Here is a 19,486-nt window from a genome sequence, read left to right on the forward strand (position 1 = left end):
TTCACCTCAATGCTGATGGGGCACGTCCCCTTCCGCGTGCACGTGGACGTGACTGTGCGGCTTGAGCTCGCCGGGCCGGATGCGCCCGTCGCGCATGGCCAGCAGCCGGTCCGTGGTGGCGGCCAGGAAGTCCGGGTCGTGAGAGACCACCAGCCGGGCCATGTCCAGTCTCTTCAGGATATCCACCAGCCGATCCTTGGCCTCGGGCGAGAGCCCGGTGGTCGGCTCGTCCAGGACCAGGACCTCGGGGCGCATGGACAGGATCGTGGCCAGGGCTACCAGCTTCTTTTCGCCGCCGGAGAGCCGGTGCGGCACGCGGTCCTCGAACCCGGCCAGCCCGACGGTCTCAAGCGCCTCGCGGGCGCGCTCGCTTGCCTTCTCGCGGCTCAACCCCTGGTTCAGCGGGCCGAAGGCCACGTCGTCGAGGACCGTGGGGCAGAAGAGCTGGTCGTCCGAGTGCTGGAACAGGAAGCCGATCCGCAGCCGGGCTGCGTCGAACGCCTTGGCGTCGGCCATGGGCGCGCCGAACAGGGTGACCTCGCCCCGGTCCGGGGTGAGCAGCCCCATGAGGATGTGCAGCATGGTGGACTTGCCCGCGCCGTTGGGCCCGAACAGGCCGAGCTTTTCGCCGGGATGCAGGTGGAAGGTCAGCCCCTTGAGGGTCTCCCCGCGCCCCGGGAAGGCATAGGAAATATTGGATAGCTCGATGACGGCGTGGCTCACAGCGGTCTCCCTTGAATGAATCCCATATAGATCAGGCTTGCGCTCAGCGCGGCGCAGGCGAGCAGGAACAGGTAGTCGGCGGACCGGGTCTTAAAGGCGGCCAGGCTGTAGAAGCGGCCCCGGAACCCCCGGCAGAGCATGGCCCCGTGGACCCGTTCCGCGCGGTCCCAGCTCTTGACCAGGAGCATGCCCACCAACCAGGCGTAGGCGCGGTAGGTGTGCGTGTCCGTGCGCGGCTTGAATCCGCGCGCCCGCATGGCCTGGCGCATGGTCGTGTACTCCTGGTAGATGGAGAAGATGTAGCGGTGGGTGAAGAGCAGGATGTGGCACAGCTTGTCGGGCATGCCGAGCTGCTGCATGGCCGGGCCGAGGTTCTGGATGGAGATGGTCCCGAGCAGGGCCATCAGGCTGACCACGACGGCGTTGGACTTGACCGTGATGAGCAGGGCGCGGTCGATGCCCTGGGCCGTGGCGTGCAGCGGGCCGAGGTCGAAGACCGGCTCGCCCGACACGGAAAAGGGCAGGAAGAGCCACAGGAAGACGATGAACAGGTTGACCACCGCCAGCCGGTTCAGCACGTGCAGCATGTTCAGCCGGGCCATCTTGACCAGGATCAGCCCGGCGGCCAGGGCGAGCCAGGCGGGCCGGAGCGCGGGCAGCACGGCCACGGGCACGGTCAGGACCAGCGCGGCCAGGAGCCGGATGCGCGGGTCCATGCCGTGCAGAAAGGAATCGCCCGAGGCGAACGGCTCGGTCAGTGAGGCCACGCAAGCTCCTGTTTCGGGTGCATGTTGGGGATGTTCAAACCGGCACTCGGACCGGGGTCACAGGAGTAATACAAAACCGGTGGCCGTGCAACCGGGCTAGTCCTCGGCCAGCCCCACTTCGCTGGCGATGCCGGACACCGAGTCGATGGCGATCTGCAGGAATTCGCCGAGCTCCAGGCCGATCTTGTCGCACTCGCGGATGCAGTCGCGATTGACCGAGGCGGCGAACGCCTTGTCCTTCATCTTCTTCTTGAGGCTTTTGGGATTCATGCCCTCGATCTTGGTGGGCCGCACCAGGGCGCCCGCGTGGACCATGCCGGTGACGGTCTCGCCGCAGCGCAGGGCGTAGTCGAAATCGGTCTGAGGGGCCTCGGCCCCGTTCATCTCGGCCGCGTGCCGGCGGATGGCGTCCAGGGCCTCGGCCGGGAGCTTGCCGTCGAGCAGCTTCACGGTGTCCAGGCCGTGGCGATCGTGCAGTTCCTTGGTCACGGCGTAATCCAGGTCGTGCAGCAGGCCGGTGATGCCCCACAGCTCCTCGTCCTTGCCCAGCTTGCGGGCCAGGCCGCGCAGGACGGCCTCGGACTCCAGGGCGTGGTTGATCAGGCTGATTTCGCTGTTGTGGGCCTTGAGCAGGGCAAAGGCTTCGTCTCGGGTTATCATGTTCGCTCCTTGGCGCAGGGGTTGAGGGGGCATCATGCCCCAACAGCGCGGCGCGGTCCAGATACAGATGGCGGGCGCGCGGGGCGGTACAGTTATTGTCCGCCGTAGAGCCAGCAGGCGGTGCGCACGCCGTCGGGCTGATCCATGAGCTCGGGGCGGCCGTTGCGGCACTTGTCGAAGGCCTCGGGGCAGCGGGGGTGGAATGGGCAGCCCGCGGGCGGATTCATGGGGCTGGGCAGGTCGCCGGTCAGGGCGATGCGCTCGGGCCGGTCGGTCGGGTCGGGCCTCAGCACGGCGGACAGCAGCGCCTTGGTGTACGGGTGCTTGGGGTCGGCGAACAGGGTCCGGCTTTCGCCGATCTCCATGATCCGGCCGAGGTACATGACCGCCACCCGGTCACAGATGTGGCTGACCACGGACAGGTCGTGGGAGATGAACACGTAGGTCAGGTCCAGCCGCTGCTGTAGGTCCTTGAGCAGGCCGAGGACCTGGGCCTGGACCGACACGTCCAGGGCGGACACCGGCTCGTCGCAGACCACCAGCTTGGGATCCAGGGCCAGGCAGCGTGCCACGGCCACGCGCTGCCGCTGGCCGCCGGAAAACTCGTGGGGGTAGCGGTCGCCGTGCTCGGGCTGCAGGCCGACCAGCTTGAGCAGGTGCCGGACCTTTTCGCGCCGCTCCTCCTTGGTGCCGATGTTGTGGATGTCCAGCCCCTCGCGGATGATGGAGCCGATCTTCTGGCGCGGGTTCAGGGAGGAGTACGGGTCCTGGAAGATCATCTGTATCTTGGAGCGCAGCTTCTTTTCGTCCCAGGCGGAGATGGACCGGTTGCCGAAGATGACCTCGCCGGAGGTGACCGGCAAAAGCCCCATGATGCACTTGGCCAGGGTGGACTTGCCGCACCCGGATTCGCCCACCAGCCCCAGGGTCCGGCCTCGCTCCACGCTCAGGGTTACGCCGTCCACGGCGCGCACGGTGCCGGTGGTCAGCCCCAGCAGCCCGCCGGAGACCTTGAAGTGCTTGGTCACGTTGATCAGTTCGAGCAGGGCCATTGCCTAGTCCTCGTAGAGCCAGCAGCGGACCTTGCGGCCCGGCTTCGGTTCGTACAGTGGGGGGAGCATGAGCGAGCACTTCTTGTACGCCTTGGGGCAGCGCGGATGGAACCGGCACCCCTCGGGCAGGTCGAAGATGGACGGCACGATGCCGGGGATCGGATTGAGCTCCCTGGTCTCGCCCAGGGACGGCATGGAGGCGAGCAGCCCCTTGGTGTAGGGGTGCAGCGGTTCGGCGTAGAGTTCGTTCACCCCGGCCAGCTCGACGATCTTGCCCGAGTACATGACCGCCACGCGCTGGGCCATGCGGGCCACCACGCCGAGGTCGTGGGTGATGAGCATGAGCGAGCCGTTCATGCGCGCCTTGAGTTCGTCCATGAGGTCGAGGATCTGGGCCTGGATGGTCACGTCCAGCGCGGTGGTCGGCTCGTCCGCGATGAGGATGTCCGGGTTGCAGGCCAGCGCCATGGCGATCATGACCCGCTGGCGCATGCCGCCGGACAGCTCGTGCGGGTAGGATTTGGCGATCTTGGCCGGATTGGGGATGCCCACCAGCTTCAGCGCGTCCACGGCCTTGTCCAGCGCTTCCCGCTTGCCGAACCCCTGGTGCAGCCGCAGCGGCTCCGCGATCTGGTCGTCGATGCGGAAGACCGGGTTGAGCGCGGTCATGGGCTCCTGGAAGATCATGGAGATGGCGTTGCCCCGGATGTGCATGAGCTCGTGCTCGGACATCTCCAGGAGGTCCTTGTCCCGGTACAGGATGGTCCCGTCCGTGACGCGGCCCGGCGGATCGGGTATGAGCCCGAGGATGGACAGGGCGAGCACGGTCTTGCCGCAGCCGGACTCGCCGACGATGGCCAGGGTTTCTCCTTGCATAAAGGAAAGGCTGACGTTATCCACCGCCTTGGCAATGCCCTGGGCGGAGGAAAAGCAGGTTGTCAGCTCGCGTATGTCCAGCAGTGGTTTTGTCATAAGAAATTCCGCAGGTTCGCCATCAGGCCACCTATACGGCATATTGCGGCGGACGTAAACGATATCGGGGAGGGGAAAATGGCACATGTGGTGATCGTGGGCGGCGGCCTGGCAGGCTGCGACTGCGCCTGGCAGCTGGCGAACGCCGGGGTGCCGGTGACCCTTTTCGAGATGAAGCCGGAAAAGCGCAGCGAAGCGCACACCGAGGACGGGCTGGCCGAGCTGGTCTGTTCCAACTCCTTCCGGGCGACGGGCCCGGCGGCGGCCATCGGCCTGCTCAAGGAGGAGATGGAGCGTTTGGGCAGTCTGGTCATGGAGGCGGCCTTCGCCACCCGCGTGCCCGCCGGCGGGGCCCTGGCCGTGGACCGCGCCCTGTTCTCCGAATACATTACCGGAAAGATCGAAGATCACGAGTTGATCACCGTGGTCCGCCGGGAGATAGCCTCCCTGGACGACGACGCGCTTCAAGGATGCGACGCGGTGGTCATTGCCGCCGGTCCCCTGGCCAGCCCGGAGCTGACCGAGAGCCTCATGGCTGCGGTGGGCGACGCGCGGCTGTACTTCTACGACGCCATCGCGCCCATCGTGTCGCGCGACTCCATAGATTTCGACAAGGCGTTCTGGGGCTCCCGCTGGAAGCCCGAGGACGACGACTACCTGAACTGCCCCATGGATGAGGCCGAGTACAAGGCGTTCGTGGCCGCGCTCCTGGCGGGCGAGAAGGTCAAGCCGCGCGAGTTCGAGAAGGAGGTCCATTTCGAGGCCTGCCTGCCCGTGGAGGCCATGGCCGAGCGCGGGGAGATGACCCTGGCCTTCGGCCCGCTCAAGCCCGTGGGGTTCACGGACCCGAAGACCGGCGAGCGGCCCTTCGCCATCGTCCAGCTGCGCACCGAGAACGCGGACAGGACCGCCTTCAACCTGGTGGGTTTCCAGACCAAGCTCAAGTATCCGGAACAGAAGCGCATCTTCCGCATGATCCCGGGGCTGGAGAACGCCGAGTTCCTGCGGCTCGGGTCCATCCACCGCAACACCTACGTCAACGCGCCCGAGGTCCTGGACGGGACCCTGCAGCTGAAGAACCGGCCCGGCGTGTACCTGGCCGGGCAGATCACCGGGGTGGAAGGGTACCTGGAATCGGCGGCCTGCGGGCTGTGGCTCGGGCTGTCCATGGGACGGAGGCTGCACGGGGAAACCCTGGCCGAGCCGCCCGTGGAGACGGCCCTGGGCGCGCTCCTGAACCACCTGCGGACCCGGCCGGACAAGCAGTTCCAGCCGTCCAACGTCAATTTCGGGCTCATGCCCGGCCTCGAGGGCAGGATCAAGAAGAAGTTCAGGAAGGAAGCCTACGGCAAGCGGGCCCAGGCGGCGTTCGCGGCCTGGATCGAGCAGGTCGGCCTGAAGGACTGATCCCCGCTCCGGTCCGCTCCGCACCCGGGAGCCTTTCGCTGCCCTCCATGTTGGCGGAATATGAAACGTTTGCGCACGGTCTCCGCGCGCCGCGTCGGAAAATCGTTCCCGCCCCGGACATCGGCAAAACCCGTTCCATACCCCGGTCCTTATGGCCCGGATAAAGAATCGCTATGTGTCGCACCCTTGCCAAGGCAGGGGTGAAGGCGCATTTTACGGGTCAAACGGGCGTTGTTTACGCCCTGACCAAGGAGAGAGAATATGAACGATCATCACTACGGACCCCAGACAGTGGCCCTGCACGCGGGACACACCCCGGACGAGACCGGCGCCCGCGCCGTGCCCATATACCAGACCACCGCCTACCTGTTCCGCGACACGGAACACGCGGCCGACCTGTTCGCCCTGCGGCAGCCGGGCTACATCTACACCCGGCTGAACAACCCGACCACGGACGTGCTCGAAAAGCGGCTGGCCGCCCTGCACGGCGGGGCCGGAGCCGTGGCCACGGCCAGCGGCATGGCCGCCATCTTCTACGCGATCGCGACCATCGTGTCCGCCGGGCAGAACATCGTCACCGGGGCCAACCTGTACGGCGGGACCCAGACCCTGTTCGAACACACCCTCAAGCGGTTCGGCATCGAGGCGCGCTTCGTGGATTCCTCCGACCCGGCCAACTTCGAGGCGGCCATCGACGAGAACACCCGGCTGGTCTATTCCGAGGCCATCGGCAACCCGCGCTGCAACGTGGACGACCTGCTCGGCATCGCCAAGGTTGCCCACGGCCACGGCCTGCCGTTCATCCTCGACGCCACCGTGGCTCCGCCGCCGATCTTCAATCCCTTCGACTTCGGCTGCGACATCGCTGTCTATTCCCTGACCAAGATCGTGGGCGGCCACGGCACGGCCATGGGCGGAGCCATTGTGGAGAAGGGCGGCTTCGACTGGGCGGCAGGCGGCCGGTACCCCGAGCTGACCGAACCGGACCCGACCTACAACAACCTGAATCTGTGGGAGGCCCTGGGCGGCCCCTCGGGCGCGCCGTGCCCCGTGTTCACCACCAAGGTGCGCATCGGCATGCTGCGCGACACGGGCGCGGCCATGGCCCCGCAGAACGCCTTCCTGATCCTCCAGGGCATGGAGACCCTGCCCCTGCGCGCCCGCCAGCACTGCGAGAACGCCCGCAAGGTGGCCGATTTCCTGGAAGGGCACTACGCCGTGGAGTGGGTCAACTACGCCGGGCTGCCGAGCCATCCGGACTTCGACCGGGCCAAGAACACCTTCCCCCTCGGGCCGGGCGCGGTCTTCGGCTTCGGGGTCAAGGGCGGGCTCGAAGCGGGCCGCAAGTTCATCGAGTCCGTGGAGCTCTGCTCGCACCTGGCCAACATCCTCGACGCCAAGACCCTGGTCATCCACCCGGCGTCCACCACCCACGGGCAGTCCACCCCGGAAGAGCAGGCGGCCGCCGGCGTCCCTCTGGACCTGGTGCGCATCTCCGTGGGCCTGGAGGACGCGGACGACATCATCGACGACCTGGACCGGGCGCTGGCGCTGTCGCAGCGGTAGGGAAAACTACGCGGATTAATTCGTTGAACAACTATTTGTCTCCGTGTATGAACGGTACATTATCGTTCAACGGAGGAGTTTGTTTTGCGTATCTGCGTAGTCTTTCTATCTATTTGTCTGTTGATTCTGCCTGCCTGCGGGAAAAAGAGAATCCCTATCCCCGAGCACACCACCAATGCCGCATTGAAGATCGATCCCGATATCCGGCTGGAGCCCATAGGTCTCAGCAAGACCATAGTTTCCGTTAAACGGGGGGAGAAGATAGGCGCATATTACGCAGGGCAGTCAGACAGCAGCATGAAGCTGTGTAATCTGAATACCTCGGCCGATATCTTCTGGACGTCGTCCCGGTCCACCATCGGCGGCATCGACGATGAATTCACCCGGTACTTCTACGAGTCCCTGACGGCTCGGGGGTACAACGTGGTCGGCGATCCGAAGAAAATATTCGACCGGCAGGAGGAGCTCACCAGGGCTCGTTACCTGGTGGCGGCGGACATCAAGGACATCAAGACGAACATCTGCAGGCTGTACGACTTCTGGTCCGGGGATTCCCTGGGCACGGAAAACGGAGAGGTCTGGATGAAGGTCCAGTGGACGGTCTATTCCCCGCTGGAAAAGAAGACCCTGCTTCAGGTGACCACGACCGGATATCAGAAGTCCGTGGAAGAGCGCGCCGACGGGTATACGTCTTTGCTCTTCGAGTCCTTCGCCAGTGCGGCGGAGGAATTGTCCACGGACAAGGACTTCTTCGATCTCGTAAGCGGGCGGCGCGTCAAGGCGAGCCTGACCATGCAGAAATCCGTCGGCGACGAGATGAGTATCCCGGCGGTCGAGCAATACATCACTCCGTTTGCCGAGGATCCCACACGGGTGACGGACTCGACCGTGACCATCCGTACTGCCTACGGGCACGGGTCCGGACTGATCGTCACCGATGACGGCTACATCATCACCAACCAGCATGTGGTGGGCCAGAGCAAGGACGTCTCCGTGGTCTTTTCCAACGGGTTCGAATTGAGCGGCACGGTCATCAAGGTGCATCCCACCCGTGACGTCGCCTTGGTCAAGGCGGCGGTCAAGTCGGCCAAACCCTTCCCCATCCGCCGTACCGGAGTGAAAGTGATGGAGACGGTCTTCCCGGTGGGGACGCCTCTCGAACTGGAGTTGCGCGCGACCATCACGCGCGGGGTTGTCAGCGCCATCCGCGAGGACAAGGACACCGGCCTGCACTTCATCCAGACCGACGCCGACATCCAGCCCGGCAACAGCGGCGGCCCCCTGGTCGACGTCAACGGCAACGTCATCGGCGTATGCGTCAGCGGCTACGGGGAACGTTCCATCGGCATCAACCAGTTCATTCCCATCAGGGAAGCGCTGTCGGCCTTGAATATCAATATGGTCGACAAGTAAATGAAAAAGGCCCGCTTCAAGCGGGCCTTTTCCTTTCCTCCGGCGGCGGGGCTAGAAGAGGATCTTTTCGGGTGGGCGGCGTTCGGGGACCACCTGCTTTTCGATGGTGCCGTCGTTGTATTCCTTGCTGACGTACAGGGCGCAGAAGCAGGCGCCGTATTCCTTGACGTCCTCCTCGCGGTAGACGCAGGGGCAAAGGATGTCCTTGTCCGCCTCGTATTCGCCGTTGGCCAGCCGACAGGGGCAGGCCATGTAGCCGAAGCGCTCCTTGTTGGTCAGCAGGCTTTCCAGCAGGGGCATGGTCATGTCCATGTCCGCGTTGAAGTAGTAGCCCTTGGGCTCCTGGACCTTCTTCAGCATTTCATAGAGCTGCGTGGCGTCCATGGGCTAGTCCTCCTTGAGGGCTTCGTCGATCTGGTCCTTGTGGAAGCCGACGATGACCTTGTCCTTGATGACGATGGTCGGGAAGGAGACCGCGGGGTTGCGCTCCTTGACCTCCTGGACGATCTTCTTGCGCTCGTCGCCGGTCAGTTCGTCCACGTGGACGCACTCGTATTTCACACCGCATTCGTCCAGATATTTTTTAGCATTCCTGCAATGAATGCAGGTAGAGAGGGCATAGACTTTGATATCGTTCATATGAAACGCCTCCATGTCGAACGGTTTGGCGGGTGCATCGGTATTGGGCAATCCGTCATGGTTTTTTTCAAATACTTTCTTCAATGCCTTGAACATATCGCATCACCTGCTCAGCGCGAGTTCCAGTTTGCGGACTATCAGGGAGCACAGGAACGTGAGCGCGAAATACATGGCCAGGACCAGTATCCAGATCTCAAAGCTCCTGTACGTGGTCGTCATGAGCTGTTGGGCCTGAAACGTCAGCTCTTCGATGGAGATGACGGAAACGATGGCCGAGTCCTTGATTATTGATATAAACTGTCCGGCCAGGGCTGGCAACATCCGCTGCAGGGCCTGGGGCAGAATGACGTAGAGCAGGGTCTGGAAACGGGTCATGCCGGTCCCGGCCGATGCCTCCCACTGGCCGGGCTCCACGGAGTCGATGCCCGCGCGGACGATCTCCGCGATGTAGGCCGCCTCGAACAGGGCCAGGGTGATCAGCGCGGACAGGAACCTGGGGAAGCGGTTCATGGGCCCGAAGAACCAGCCGAGGACCTCACGAGCCCCGTCGGACAGGCCGTAGATGACGTGCTCCACGCCGAGCAGGGACATGATCTGGTCGCCGATGAAAAAATAGAAGACGAAGATGAGCACCAACGGCGGGGTGTTGCGGATGAGCCCCACATAGACCGCGCCCACCTGTCGCTTGAACAGGCTCGGGCTGACCCGGAACAGCCCGATGAAGACGCCCAGAGCGACGGCCAGGATGCCGGACCATACGGACAGGCGGATGGTGGTGAACAGGCCGAGGGTCAGCAGGCCGGGCGCCCACGATCCGCTCTTCTGGTCGAAGCGCACCAGGAACTGCGGGAGGACCGACCAGTTCCAGTGGTAGTTGAGCCCGGTGGCGGCCTTGAAGACGATGTAGCCGAAGGCCCCTGCCAGAGCCGCCAGGATGACGGCGTCCAGCAGGGTGATCTTCAGGTGTTTTTGAGTTTTCGAAGACAAGTAGTCGGCTCGGCTACTGGATCTGATTTTCCCACTCGTTGGTGAAGAACCAGTACTCGTAGCGGTTCTGCAGCCAGCCCTTGCTCATGGTCACCCGGACCCAGTTGTTCAGCCAGTTCAGGAAGTCCAGGTCGCCCTTTTTCACGGCAAAGGCGATGGGCTCTCTGGTGAAGTCGTCCTTGAGCGGCAGGTAGAGCTGATCCGCGTACTCCTTGGACAGGTTCAGCGGCAGCGGGTTGGAGGCGACCACGGCGTGGACGCGCTCGTTGAGCAGCTCCTGGATGGTCTGGGACTCCTCGTCGAAGAAGAGGATCTTGGCCTTGGGCAGGAAGTTCTTGGCCGCCTCGGCCGCGGTGGTGCCCAGGCGCACGGCGATGGTCGTGCCGGGATTGTTGAAGTCCTCGATGGTGGAGCGTCCCTCGGCGAGCTTCTTGCTGGCCACGATGGACATGCCCGAATACTCGTAGGGCAGGGAGAAGTTCACCTTGAGATTGCGCTGGGGCGTGACGGACATGCCGCCGATGATGATGTCGAACTTGCCGGTCAGCAGGGCCGGGATGATGCCGGACCACTTGGTGGGCACAAACTCGACCTTGACGCCCATGTCCTGGGCGATCTGGCGGGCCACCTCGATTTCGAAACCGATGTAGTCGCCGTTTTTGTCCTTCATGGCCCAGGGCTTGAAGGTGTCGAAGCCGACCCGGATGGTGCCGCGTTTGAGGATGACGTCAAGCTGGCTGCCGGATTCCGGGGTTGTGGCGGTCGCGGCCGCTTCGTTCTTGTCCGTTTTCTGCGGGAGGGGTTCCTGGCTGCACCCGAAGGCGGATGCGAGCAGGATGAAAAGTGTGGCGATGGCCAGGATGCGAAGGCGTTTCATGGGGCTTCTCCTTGGTCGGCGTCTCAAGCCGGGTCAGAGGGTTATTTACAGGATTCCTGGGCAAAGGTGACGTGCGACACGCCGAGAATGGCGATGATGATCACGCCGCCTATCTTCATGGCTCTCCAGATGGTCATGCGAGCTCCTTTGCGGTTAGGCCTTGAGGCCGTTGAACCGTCGCTCCAGCAGCCAGACCACCCCGGACAGGGCCAGGGTGACCACGAGGTAGATGGCGGCGACGGTGAACCATATCTCGAAAGTCAGAAATGTTTCCGCGTCGATCATGCGCCCGCGCTGGGTCAGGTCCAGGATGGCGATGGTCGAGACCAGGGCCGAGTCCTTGACCAGGGACACGGCCTGGCTGGTCAGGGGCGGCAGGACGCGGCGCACGGCCTGGGGGAGGATGATGTACCGGTACATGGCGTACGGCCCCATGCCGAGGCTCTGGGCGGCCTCCCACTGGCCCTTGTCGACGGAGGTGATGCCCGCCCGGAAGATTTCCGAGGCGTAGGCCCCCTCGAACAGGCTCAGGGCGATGACCGCCGAGTGGAAGGCGGAGATGTCCAGGATGGGCGCGATGACGAAGTAGATGAAAAAAATCTGGATGAGCAGGGGGGTGTTGCGGATCAGCTCCATGTACGCCCTGGCCACGCCCTGGGCGGCCCAGGAGGTCGACATGCGCATGAGCGCGGTGGTCAGGCCGATGACCAGCATGAGGACCAGGCTGATGCCCGTGATCTTGAAGGTCACCCCGAGGCCCTCCATGAGCGGCCCCCAGGTGAAGCCCTGGTCCGTAAACGTCCAGAGATATTGCGGGATGCGGTACCACTGCCAGTTGTAGCCCAGGCGCTGGGAGCCCAGGACGAGCAGCCAGACGATGCCGGTCAGGAGCAGCAGCGTTTTGGCCGTGTCCGCCATGGCGGAGAGTGACAGGGGCCCGATTTTCTTGTTCAGGAATTCAGCCGACATGCGGTCCCGGTGGTTGGTTGGCGAAAAAGGAACAACCGCCATTCTGGTTGCACCATAGCACAAAGCCCGGAAGTTTCCAGGAACGATTATGCAAAAAAAGGCCGGCTACGGATCAGGCCGCGCCGGTCCCGTGGGCCTCGATGACGGCCCTGATCTGCTCGAAGACCTCGTCGGGCGTGCCCGAGGCGTTGACCACGCGCATGCGCTCCCGGTTGAAGGCGGCCCAGGTCAGGTAGCCTTCCCGGATGCGCTTGTGGAAGGAGAGGTGTTCGGCCTCGAACCGTCCCTCCTCCTTGGCCTTGCCGTCCTCGATGTTGCGCAGGGTGGCCCGTTTCAGGCCGATCTCCGGGTCGATGTCCAGGACGATGGTCAGGTCCGGCCACAGCCCGTCCACGGCCACCTCGTTGAGCTCCCGGAGCATGACGGTGTCCAGGCCGCGCCCGTACCCCTGGTAGACGATGGTCGAGTCCGCGAACCGGTCGCAGAGCACGACCCTGCCCGCATCAAGCTCGGGCCGGATGACCTGGCCCACGTGCTGGGCGCGGTCGGCCAGATACAGGAACAGCTCGGTGATGGGCGTGATCTCCTTGTTGTCCACGTGCAGGAGCATCTTGCGCAGGTCCCGGCCGATGCGGCTGCCGCCCGGCTCCAGGGTCTGGAAGACCTCCCGGCCCCGGGACTCGAAATAGTCCCGCACTCGGGCGATCTGGGTGGATTTGCCGGTCCCCTCTATGCCTTCAAAGGTAATAAACATTGGTTCTCCGCTTTCGCGTTCTGTTTCTTGGCGTTGTCGGGGGTGGGCTCGGGCCGGAACACGTTGCGTTCGAGGAAGCGCATGTAGGGCGACCAGTCGGCCCCGGTCTTGTCCATGTCGGCGTAGGCCTGGTCGATGATGTTCAGCTTGGCGTCCATGTTGTCCGCGAAGTGCAGGACGAACGCCTCCGGGGTCTTGGGCCGCACCGGGGAGCCGAATTCGTGCTCGCCGTGGTGGCTGGTGATCAGGTGCTTGAGGTGCATCTTGAGGCCCGCTTCCAGGCGCGGGCAGCGGGCCAGGAACGGTTCCAGCTTCTCCATGCCGATCTGGATGTGGCCGAAGAGCCGCCCCTCGTCGGTGTAGTCGTTGGTCAGTCCGCCGGACAGCTCCCACGCCTTGCCCAGGTCGTGGAAGATGGCTCCGGCCAGCAGGGTCTGGCGGTCGAGATTCGGGTAGACGTCGCACAGGGCCATGCACGCCCGGGCCACGCCCAGCGTGTGCTCGAGCAGGCCGCCCACATAGGCGTGGTGCACGGTCTTGGCGCCGGGCGCGGCCAGCAGCCGGGCGCGGATGTCCTCGTTGTCCAGGACCTTGCGGCAGAGCGTCTTCCACGGCTTGTGGCGCATGTGCTCGGTGATCATGTCTTCCAGGGCCTCCAGCAACTCCTCGGGCGGGGTCTTGGAGGCGGGCATGAAATCGGACAGGTCGATGCCCGGCACCGGGGCGTCGAGCACCTCCATCTGGTCCACCTTGAGCTGGTTCTTGTCGCGGTAGCTCTCCACGAAGCCCCGGACGCGGACCATGCTGCCCGGCTCGAGGATGGGGTATTCAAGGCTCTTCGGGCTCCATATCTTGCCGTCGATGGACCCGGTTGCGTCCTGGAACGAGAGGTTCCAGTAAGGTCCGTTCTTGGATTGGGCCTGGTTGGCCCCGGCCAGGAGAAAGATGTCGTCCACGGTTTGGCCCGGCGACAGAGACTGGATATATTGCGACTTTTTGCCCACTGATCTTGCCATTGGTGAGATGTTGAGGTACCTCGCCCATACGCGTATCACTACAGTATGTGCGGAAAACGGACCGGCGCGAATGTCGCTCGGCCCGCTCAGGGTTATGAACCTGATTTCACACGTATTGTCAAATCCTAGCTTGCAGGCGGAGATTCGATGAACATTCTGCTCGCCAACGACGACGGCATCCAGGCCATCGGCCTGCGCGCCCTGTATTTCGCCCTCAAGGAGGCCGGCCACGACGTGCACGTGGTCGCTCCGGTCACCGAACAGTCGGCCGTGGGTCACGCCGTGACCCTGGCCCTGCCCATCCGGGTCAAGCAGTTCAGGGAGAACGGCTTCGTGGGGCAGGGCGTCTACGGCACGCCCGTGGACTGCGTCAAGCTCGGCCTGTCCACGCTGCTGGACGAAAAGCCCGACCTGGTCCTGTCCGGGATCAACGCGGGGGCCAACGTGGGCGTGGACATCCTCTATTCCGGCACGGTGTCCGCAGCCACCGAGGGGGCGCTCATGGAGATTCCGGCCATGGCGGTGTCCATGGACAACTTCAACCCCGAGGACCTGAGCGGCCAGGCCCGGTTCTGCGCCGAGCTGCTGCCCAAGATTCCCTGGGCGGAGTTGCCGCGCAAGCGCGTGCTCAACCTCAATTTCCCCAATTGCCCCATCGAGGAGGCCAGGGAAATGATCCTCTGCCCGCACACCCGGGCGTCCTACGACGACGTCTACGACACCCGCCAGGACCCGCGCGGCAGGCCGTATTACTGGCTCAGCGGGGCCATCCCCCCGGGCCGCATCAGCCCGGACCGCGACCGCGCGCTGCTGACGGCCGGTCACATCACCCTGACCCCGCTGCATTTCGATTTCACGGACCGCGATACCCTGGACATGCTCAGGCATACGATTTCGTGAACCCCGTTGACGTGAAACCATAGGCACAGTATGGTTGTTGCCTTATAAACCCGTACGAGAGACAAATCGCATACTCACAGGAGGACCCGGCATGGCGACGAAAATAGGTTTGAACGGATTTGGACGCATCGGCCGTTATCTGGCCCGGCTGCTGGCGGAGGAGACCGATCTGGAACTGGTGGCCGTCAACGCCCGCGCCTCCAACGAAGACCTCGCCCACCTGCTGAAATACGACTCCGTGCACGGCCGGTTCCCGGACGTGCAGCCCACCGAGGACGGATTCGTCATGGCCGGCAAGCCGGTCAAGGTGACCCGGAACGCGCCCGGCGAATGGACCTGGGGTGAGATGGGCTGCGACCTGGTCGTCGAGTCCACCGGCAAGTTCACCGACCGCGAGAGCTGCGAGAAGCACCTCGCCTGCGGCGCCAAGAAGGTGATCATCTCCGCGCCCGGCAAGAATTCGGACGTAACCGTGGTCATCGGCGTCAACGACGACGAACTCAAGCCCGAGCACAAGATCATTTCCAACGCCTCCTGCACGACCAACTGCCTGGCCCCGGTGGCCAAGGTCATCCACGACGCCTTCGGCATCAAGCACGGCATCATGACCACCGTGCACTCCTACACCATGAGCCAGCGCATCCTGGACGGTTCCCACAAGGACCTGCGCCGGGCCCGCGCCTGCGCCGTGAACATGGTCCCCACCACCACCGGCGCGGCCAAGGCCGTCGGCCTGGTCATTCCCGAGCTGAACGGCCTGCTGGACGGCATGTCCATCCGCGTGCCCACCCCCAACGTCTCGCTCATCGACCTGGTCTGCGAGCTGAAGCGGGAGACCACGGTGGAAGAGGTCAACGCGGCCCTCAAGGCGGCGGCCAACGAGTCCATGGGCTACACCGAGGAACCGCTGGTGTCCGTGGACTTCATGGGCTCCACCTTTGGCGGCGTGGTCGACAGCGCCCTGACCCGCGTCATGGGCGGCACCCAGGTCAAGGTCATCGCCTGGTACGACAATGAAGCCGGTTTCACCAACCAGCTCCTGCGGTTGATTAAGAAAGCTGCGAAGATGTAGGGCGGCTTCCGATAGCGGGCCATCTGCACATTTTTTCCGGCGGGCTTTCATCCTCATGTAGAAGGCTACACTGCGGTGAAAGCCCACCGGAAGAAAATGCACAGCTGACCCACTCTCGAAAGCCTATTCCGAGAGTGGGTTGGCGGCAGGGGAGAGAGCTGCTGTCGGGTGGCTTTGCCACCCGAATCGCTCCAAAGAAAGAATCAAGAAAAGGCCCCCGACTCAATCTGAGTCGGGGGCCTTGTTTTGTGCTGTCGCCTCGCGAAGCGGCTATAAAAAGCTTTGGAAAAGGATGGGGATGGGGGTCCGGGGGAAGGGGAAGGAAAGAACCTTTCTCGAAAGGTTTTTTCTTCCCCTTCTCCCGGCCGCCGGAGGCTGCTTACGCCTCCGCCATTTCGTCCTTGAAGAGCTTGTAGTTGATGGCGTCGACCACGGCCTGCCAGGAGGCCTCGATGATGTTGTGGGACACGCCCATGGTGGTCCAGCGGTCGGTTCCGTCGCCGGATTCGATCAGGACGCGGACGAAGGAGGCGGTGCCGCCGGTGTCGCGCACCGCGCCGGACAGGACGCGGACCTTGAAGTCGAGCAGGCGGATTTCGCCCAGGCGGGGGTAGAACAGTTCCAGTCCCTTGCGCAGGGCCCTGTCCAGGGCGTTGACCGGGCCCATGCCGGTGGCCGCGGTGTGTTCCTGCTGGCCCTTGACGTCCACGATGACCGTGGCCTCGGACATGGGTTCGGCGTCTTCCTCGCGCTTGGCGTCCACCACGAAGAAGTGGCGGAAGTGGAAGTAGTCGAGGGGCTTGCCCAGGGCCTCGCGGAGCATGAGTTCGAAGGAGGCGTCGGCCACGGAGTATTCGTAGCCCATGGACTCCTTGATCTTGAGCTCCTTGAGCAGGCGGTCCACGGTGGGGTCGTCCTTGGCCAGCTTGTAGCCCAGCTCGTGGGCCTTGAACAGGATGTTGGACTTGCCCGCCTGGTCCGAGAGGAGCACGCGGCGCTCGTTGCCCACGGTCTCGGGCGGGATGTGCTCGTAGGTGCGGGCATCCTTGAGGATGGCGCTGACGTGGATGCCGCCCTTGTGGGCGAAGGCGGATGCGCCCACGAAGGGCTGGCGCATGAACGGCCGCAGATTGGCGATTTCGCTGACGAAGTTGGCGACGGGCAGGAGCCGGGCGAGATTTTCCTTGCCGATGACCTCGAAGCCCATCTTGAGTTCCAGGTTGGGGATGACCGAGCAGAGGTTGGCGTTGCCGCACCGCTCGCCGTAGCCGTTGATGGTGCCCTGGACCTGGACCGCGCCGAGGCGGACCGCTTCCAGGGAATTGGCCACGGCCAGTTCGGAGTCGTTGTGGGCGTGGATGCCCAGTCTGGCCTCGGGCAGGAGTTTGCGGACCTCGCCCACGGCCCGGCCGATTTCGCTGGTCAGGGAGCCGCCGTTGGTGTCGCAGAGGACGAGGCGGTCGGCCCCGGCCTCGAAGGCGGCGGTCAGGGCCTTGATGGCGTATTCCGGGTTGCGTTTGAACCCGTCGAAGAAGTGCTCGGCGTCGAAGATGACCTCGTCCACCCGCGCCTTGAGATAGGCCACGGAGTTGGCGATGAGTTCGAGGTTGCGCTCAAGCGGGACGCCGAGGGCGATGGTGGCGTGGATGTCCCAGGTCTTGCCGAAGATGGTCACCACCGGGGTCTCGGCCTCAAGCAGCCCGGCCAGATTCGGGTCCTTTTCGGGCGTGAACTTGGCCATGTGCGTGGAGCCGAAGGCGGCCAGTTTGGCGTTCTTGAAGGTGCAGGACTTTATTTCTTCGAAGAATCTCCTGTCCGTGGGGTTGGAGCCGGGCCAGCCGCCCTCGATGTAGTGAATGCCCAGATCGTCCAGCTTCTGCGCTATGCGGACCTTGTCCTGGGTGGTCAGGTTCAGTTCTTCGGCTTGGGCTCCGTCTCTCAGGGTCGTGTCATATATGGTGATGTTTTGCATCGGCTACTCGATGTGTTTGCCTTCCTCCAAGTTGAAGGCTTTATGGAGTGTGCGTACGGCCAGTTCGGTGTACTTGTCGTCGATCAAGCAGGTGATCTTGATCTCCGAGGTGCTGATCATCAGGATGTTCACGTTCTCATCGGCAAGCGCCCGGAAGGCCTTGGAGGCCACGCCGGAATGGTTACGCATGCCGACGCCGATAATCGACACCTTGGCGACGTTGAGATTGCTGGATAGCTCTTCGTAGCCGATTTCGTATTGGAGCTTTTCCAGGGTTTTGATGGTCGGCTTCACGTCGGCGCGGGGCACGGTGAAGGTCATGTCGGTCAAGCCGTCCTTGGACGGGTTCTGGACGATCATGTCCACGAGAATCTTCTTCTCGGCCAGGGGGGAGAAAATCTGGGCCGACACGCCGGGGTTGTCCTTGACGTGTATCAGCGTGATGCGAGCCTGATCCTTGTCGTATGCGATGCCAGAGACCATGACGGCTTCCATGTTTTCATCCTCCTGCGTGACTATGGTGCCCGGCTCGTCGGAAAAGGTGGAGCGGACATGAACGGTTACATTGTATTTCTTGGCGAACTCGACGCTGCGGATCTGGAGCACCTTGGCTCCCATGCTGGCCATTTCCAGCATCTCGTCATAGGAGATGCGGTCGATCTTGCGGGCGTCGGTGCAGAGGTTCGGGTCGGTGGTGAACACGCCCGGAACGTCGGTGTAGATTTCGCAGACGTCGGCCTTGAGGGCCGCGGCCAGGGCCACGGCCGAGGTGTCGGAGCCGCCGCGTCCGAGGGTGGTGATGCGGCCGCTGTCGTCGCACCCCTGGAATCCGGCGACCACGAGGATGTCGTACTCCTGGAGCATGCCCTTGAGCCGGGACTCGTCGATGGCGGTGATGCGGGCCTTGCCGTAGCAGCAGTCGGTTTTCACCGGGGCCTGGAAGCCGAGCACGGAACGGCATTTGACGCCCTGCTGCTTGAGCAGCATGGCGAAGAGGGCGCAGGAAATCTGTTCACCGGTGGAAACCAGGGAATCCACTTCGGCGGGGTCGGGATTGTCCGACCACTCCTCGGCCAGGCCCAATAGGCGGTTGGTCTCACCGGACATGGCCGACAGGACCACGATAACCTTGTTGCCCTCACGGTAGGGGCGCAGGACCTTCTGCATGACCTGGCGTTGACACTCCAGGTTGCGGACCGATGTGCCTCCGAACTTTTGTACGACGATGTTCATTTTTTAGATTCTGCTCTCTGGAAACGGTTGTCACTTGGGTCGCAGGGCGTCGACGACGTCCCGCGCCGCACCTCCCATCGCATGCAATACGAGGCTTCGTCCAGTGTCCGACGGGGTCCACTCCAGGAAAAGGGCCTGGTCTGGCCACATTCCCCTGGGCAGGAATTGTATCCATTCCACGATGGTGATCGTGTCCGCGTCCTCGAGGGAATCGAACAGGGCGTCGTCCGGGGGCATGCCTTCGAGCCGGTAGAGATCGAAGTGCGCCACGCCGGGCGTGGTCGGATACAGGTTGCAGATGTTGAAGCTCGGGCTCGAGACCTCCGCCGCCTCCGCGCCGGGCAGGGATTCCACGAAACCCCTGACCAACGTGGTTTTGCCCGATCCGAGGTCGCCTTGCAAGAGCAAAGCCGGTGGGGCGTCCATTCGGGACAGGATCGAGGCCAGGGCGCGGCCCAGGGCCACGGTGGCGTCGCTGTCGGGAAGGTGCAGTTTCAGGCTCACGTT

At 63.8% G+C, this 19,486-nt stretch carries 20 protein-coding genes; 5 read left to right on the forward strand and 15 right to left on the reverse strand.

Annotated features, from left to right (window positions below; translation table 11 throughout):
* Nucleotides 1-6: 6 nt before the first annotated feature.
* The 5 genes from AB6M95_RS01755 to AB6M95_RS01775 form a co-directional block, all read right to left on the reverse strand.
* Nucleotides 7-723, reverse strand: coding sequence for an energy-coupling factor ABC transporter ATP-binding protein (locus tag AB6M95_RS01755; protein ID WP_371385010.1), 717 nt, complete (start codon nt 721-723; stop codon nt 7-9).
* Complete coding sequence (gene cbiQ / locus AB6M95_RS01760) at nt 720-1,490, reverse strand: cobalt ECF transporter T component CbiQ (RefSeq protein ID WP_371385011.1); 771 nt, start codon at nt 1,488-1,490, stop codon at nt 720-722. Before cbiQ ends, AB6M95_RS01755 begins: the two co-directional genes overlap by 4 nt.
* Nucleotides 1,491-1,586: 96 nt before the next feature.
* Nucleotides 1,587-2,150, reverse strand: coding sequence for an HD domain-containing protein (locus AB6M95_RS01765; RefSeq protein ID WP_371385012.1), 564 nt, complete (start codon nt 2,148-2,150; stop codon nt 1,587-1,589).
* A gap of 92 nt (nt 2,151-2,242) precedes the next feature.
* A complete protein-coding gene (locus AB6M95_RS01770; RefSeq protein ID WP_371385013.1) occupies nt 2,243-3,202 on the reverse strand; it encodes an ABC transporter ATP-binding protein in 960 nt (319 codons plus the stop codon).
* Nucleotides 3,203-3,205: 3 nt separating this feature from the next.
* Nucleotides 3,206-4,174 carry an ABC transporter ATP-binding protein gene (locus AB6M95_RS01775; RefSeq protein ID WP_371385014.1) on the reverse strand — a complete coding sequence of 323 codons (969 nt, stop codon included), beginning with the start codon at nt 4,172-4,174 and terminating at the stop codon, nt 3,206-3,208.
* Nucleotides 4,175-4,252: 78 nt separating this feature from the next.
* On the opposite strand from AB6M95_RS01775, the gene trmFO reads away from it, so the two are divergent.
* The 3 genes from trmFO (at nt 4,253) to AB6M95_RS01790 (ending at nt 8,560) form a co-directional block, all read left to right on the forward strand.
* The gene (trmFO, locus tag AB6M95_RS01780) at nt 4,253-5,581 is read left to right on the forward strand and encodes a methylenetetrahydrofolate--tRNA-(uracil(54)-C(5))-methyltransferase (FADH(2)-oxidizing) TrmFO (protein ID WP_371385015.1); all 1,329 of its coding nucleotides are present in this window, start codon (nt 4,253-4,255) and stop codon (nt 5,579-5,581) included.
* Nucleotides 5,582-5,842: 261 nt separating this feature from the next.
* Nucleotides 5,843-7,147 (forward strand): O-acetylhomoserine aminocarboxypropyltransferase/cysteine synthase family protein, encoded by a 1,305-nt coding sequence (locus AB6M95_RS01785; protein WP_371385016.1) that lies wholly within the window; start codon nt 5,843-5,845, stop codon nt 7,145-7,147.
* 297 nt (nt 7,148-7,444) lie between these two features.
* Entirely contained in the window at nt 7,445-8,560 is a 1,116-nt protein-coding gene (locus AB6M95_RS01790; protein WP_371385017.1) for a S1C family serine protease, read from the forward strand.
* Nucleotides 8,561-8,611: 51 nt separating this feature from the next.
* Here AB6M95_RS01790 and AB6M95_RS01795 read toward each other — a convergent pair whose 3' ends face one another.
* The 7 genes from AB6M95_RS01795 to AB6M95_RS01825 all read right to left on the reverse strand — a co-directional run bounded on the left by AB6M95_RS01795 (nt 8,612) and on the right by AB6M95_RS01825 (nt 13,802).
* Nucleotides 8,612-8,944 carry a ferredoxin-thioredoxin reductase catalytic domain-containing protein gene (locus AB6M95_RS01795; RefSeq protein WP_371385018.1) on the reverse strand — a complete coding sequence of 111 codons (333 nt, stop codon included), beginning with the start codon at nt 8,942-8,944 and terminating at the stop codon, nt 8,612-8,614.
* Between the two features lie 3 nt (nt 8,945-8,947).
* Nucleotides 8,948-9,199: a glutaredoxin family protein gene (locus AB6M95_RS01800; protein WP_338666727.1), complete on the reverse strand. Its 252-nt coding sequence runs from the start codon at nt 9,197-9,199 to the stop codon at nt 8,948-8,950.
* A 102-nt stretch (nt 9,200-9,301) separates the two neighbouring features.
* Complete coding sequence (locus AB6M95_RS01805) at nt 9,302-10,186, reverse strand: amino acid ABC transporter permease (RefSeq protein WP_371385019.1); 885 nt, start codon at nt 10,184-10,186, stop codon at nt 9,302-9,304.
* 13 nt (nt 10,187-10,199) lie between these two features.
* Complete coding sequence (locus AB6M95_RS01810) at nt 10,200-11,063, reverse strand: transporter substrate-binding domain-containing protein (protein WP_371385020.1); 864 nt, start codon at nt 11,061-11,063, stop codon at nt 10,200-10,202.
* A 153-nt stretch (nt 11,064-11,216) separates the two neighbouring features.
* The gene (locus tag AB6M95_RS01815) at nt 11,217-12,032 is read right to left on the reverse strand and encodes an amino acid ABC transporter permease (RefSeq protein ID WP_371385021.1); all 816 of its coding nucleotides are present in this window, start codon (nt 12,030-12,032) and stop codon (nt 11,217-11,219) included.
* Between the two features lie 112 nt (nt 12,033-12,144).
* Nucleotides 12,145-12,786 carry a dTMP kinase gene (gene tmk / locus AB6M95_RS01820; RefSeq protein ID WP_371385022.1) on the reverse strand — a complete coding sequence of 214 codons (642 nt, stop codon included), beginning with the start codon at nt 12,784-12,786 and terminating at the stop codon, nt 12,145-12,147.
* Nucleotides 12,762-13,802, reverse strand: coding sequence for a 3'-5' exoribonuclease YhaM family protein (locus tag AB6M95_RS01825; protein WP_371385023.1), 1,041 nt, complete (start codon nt 13,800-13,802; stop codon nt 12,762-12,764). Before AB6M95_RS01825 ends, tmk begins: the two co-directional genes overlap by 25 nt.
* A 147-nt stretch (nt 13,803-13,949) precedes the next feature.
* Here AB6M95_RS01825 and surE point away from each other — a divergent pair, with 147 nt between their 5' ends.
* Entirely contained in the window at nt 13,950-14,702 is a 753-nt protein-coding gene (surE, locus tag AB6M95_RS01830; protein ID WP_371385024.1) for a 5'/3'-nucleotidase SurE, read from the forward strand.
* 91 nt (nt 14,703-14,793) lie between these two features.
* The gene (gene gap / locus AB6M95_RS01835; RefSeq protein ID WP_371385025.1) at nt 14,794-15,774 is read left to right on the forward strand and encodes a type I glyceraldehyde-3-phosphate dehydrogenase; all 981 of its coding nucleotides are present in this window, start codon (nt 14,794-14,796) and stop codon (nt 15,772-15,774) included.
* Nucleotides 15,775-16,153: 379 nt separating this feature from the next.
* On the opposite strand, the gene cimA is transcribed toward gap, so the two are convergent.
* Genes cimA through tsaE form a run of 3 tightly spaced genes read right to left on the reverse strand, consistent with a single transcriptional unit; the run spans nt 16,154 to nt 19,483 of the window.
* Complete coding sequence (gene cimA, locus AB6M95_RS01840; protein ID WP_371385026.1) at nt 16,154-17,746, reverse strand: citramalate synthase; 1,593 nt, start codon at nt 17,744-17,746, stop codon at nt 16,154-16,156.
* Between the two features lie 3 nt (nt 17,747-17,749).
* Nucleotides 17,750-18,979, reverse strand: a complete 1,230-nt coding sequence (locus AB6M95_RS01845; RefSeq protein ID WP_371385027.1) for an aspartate kinase — start codon at nt 18,977-18,979, stop codon at nt 17,750-17,752.
* Nucleotides 18,980-19,009: 30 nt separating this feature from the next.
* Nucleotides 19,010-19,483: a tRNA (adenosine(37)-N6)-threonylcarbamoyltransferase complex ATPase subunit type 1 TsaE gene (tsaE, locus tag AB6M95_RS01850; RefSeq protein WP_371385028.1), complete on the reverse strand. Its 474-nt coding sequence runs from the start codon at nt 19,481-19,483 to the stop codon at nt 19,010-19,012.
* Nucleotides 19,484-19,486 lie beyond the last annotated feature (3 nt).

The organism is Pseudodesulfovibrio karagichevae (assembly GCF_041414475.1).
GTDB lineage: Bacteria > Desulfobacterota > Desulfovibrionia > Desulfovibrionales > Desulfovibrionaceae > Pseudodesulfovibrio > Pseudodesulfovibrio karagichevae.

Coding starts and splice junctions, on each gene's coding strand:
- AB6M95_RS01775 (WP_371385014.1), bottom strand. CDS start 4,174: ATGACAAAACCACTGCTGGACATACGCGAGCTGACAACCTGCTTTTCC.
- AB6M95_RS01790 (WP_371385017.1), top strand. CDS start 7,445: ATGAAGCTGTGTAATCTGAATACCTCGGCCGATATCTTCTGGACGTCG.
- trmFO (WP_371385015.1), top strand. CDS start 4,253: ATGGCACATGTGGTGATCGTGGGCGGCGGCCTGGCAGGCTGCGACTGC.
- AB6M95_RS01825 (WP_371385023.1), bottom strand. CDS start 13,802: ATGGCAAGATCAGTGGGCAAAAAGTCGCAATATATCCAGTCTCTGTCG.
- AB6M95_RS01800 (WP_338666727.1), bottom strand. CDS start 9,199: ATGAACGATATCAAAGTCTATGCCCTCTCTACCTGCATTCATTGCAGG.
- AB6M95_RS01810 (WP_371385020.1), bottom strand. CDS start 11,063: ATGAAACGCCTTCGCATCCTGGCCATCGCCACACTTTTCATCCTGCTC.
- cimA (WP_371385026.1), bottom strand. CDS start 17,746: ATGCAAAACATCACCATATATGACACGACCCTGAGAGACGGAGCCCAA.
- tmk (WP_371385022.1), bottom strand. CDS start 12,786: ATGTTTATTACCTTTGAAGGCATAGAGGGGACCGGCAAATCCACCCAG.
- AB6M95_RS01785 (WP_371385016.1), top strand. CDS start 5,843: ATGAACGATCATCACTACGGACCCCAGACAGTGGCCCTGCACGCGGGA.
- AB6M95_RS01815 (WP_371385021.1), bottom strand. CDS start 12,032: ATGTCGGCTGAATTCCTGAACAAGAAAATCGGGCCCCTGTCACTCTCC.
- AB6M95_RS01765 (WP_371385012.1), bottom strand. CDS start 2,150: ATGATAACCCGAGACGAAGCCTTTGCCCTGCTCAAGGCCCACAACAGC.
- gap (WP_371385025.1), top strand. CDS start 14,794: ATGGCGACGAAAATAGGTTTGAACGGATTTGGACGCATCGGCCGTTAT.
- AB6M95_RS01845 (WP_371385027.1), bottom strand. CDS start 18,979: ATGAACATCGTCGTACAAAAGTTCGGAGGCACATCGGTCCGCAACCTG.
- surE (WP_371385024.1), top strand. CDS start 13,950: ATGAACATTCTGCTCGCCAACGACGACGGCATCCAGGCCATCGGCCTG.
- AB6M95_RS01770 (WP_371385013.1), bottom strand. CDS start 3,202: ATGGCCCTGCTCGAACTGATCAACGTGACCAAGCACTTCAAGGTCTCC.
- AB6M95_RS01795 (WP_371385018.1), bottom strand. CDS start 8,944: ATGGACGCCACGCAGCTCTATGAAATGCTGAAGAAGGTCCAGGAGCCC.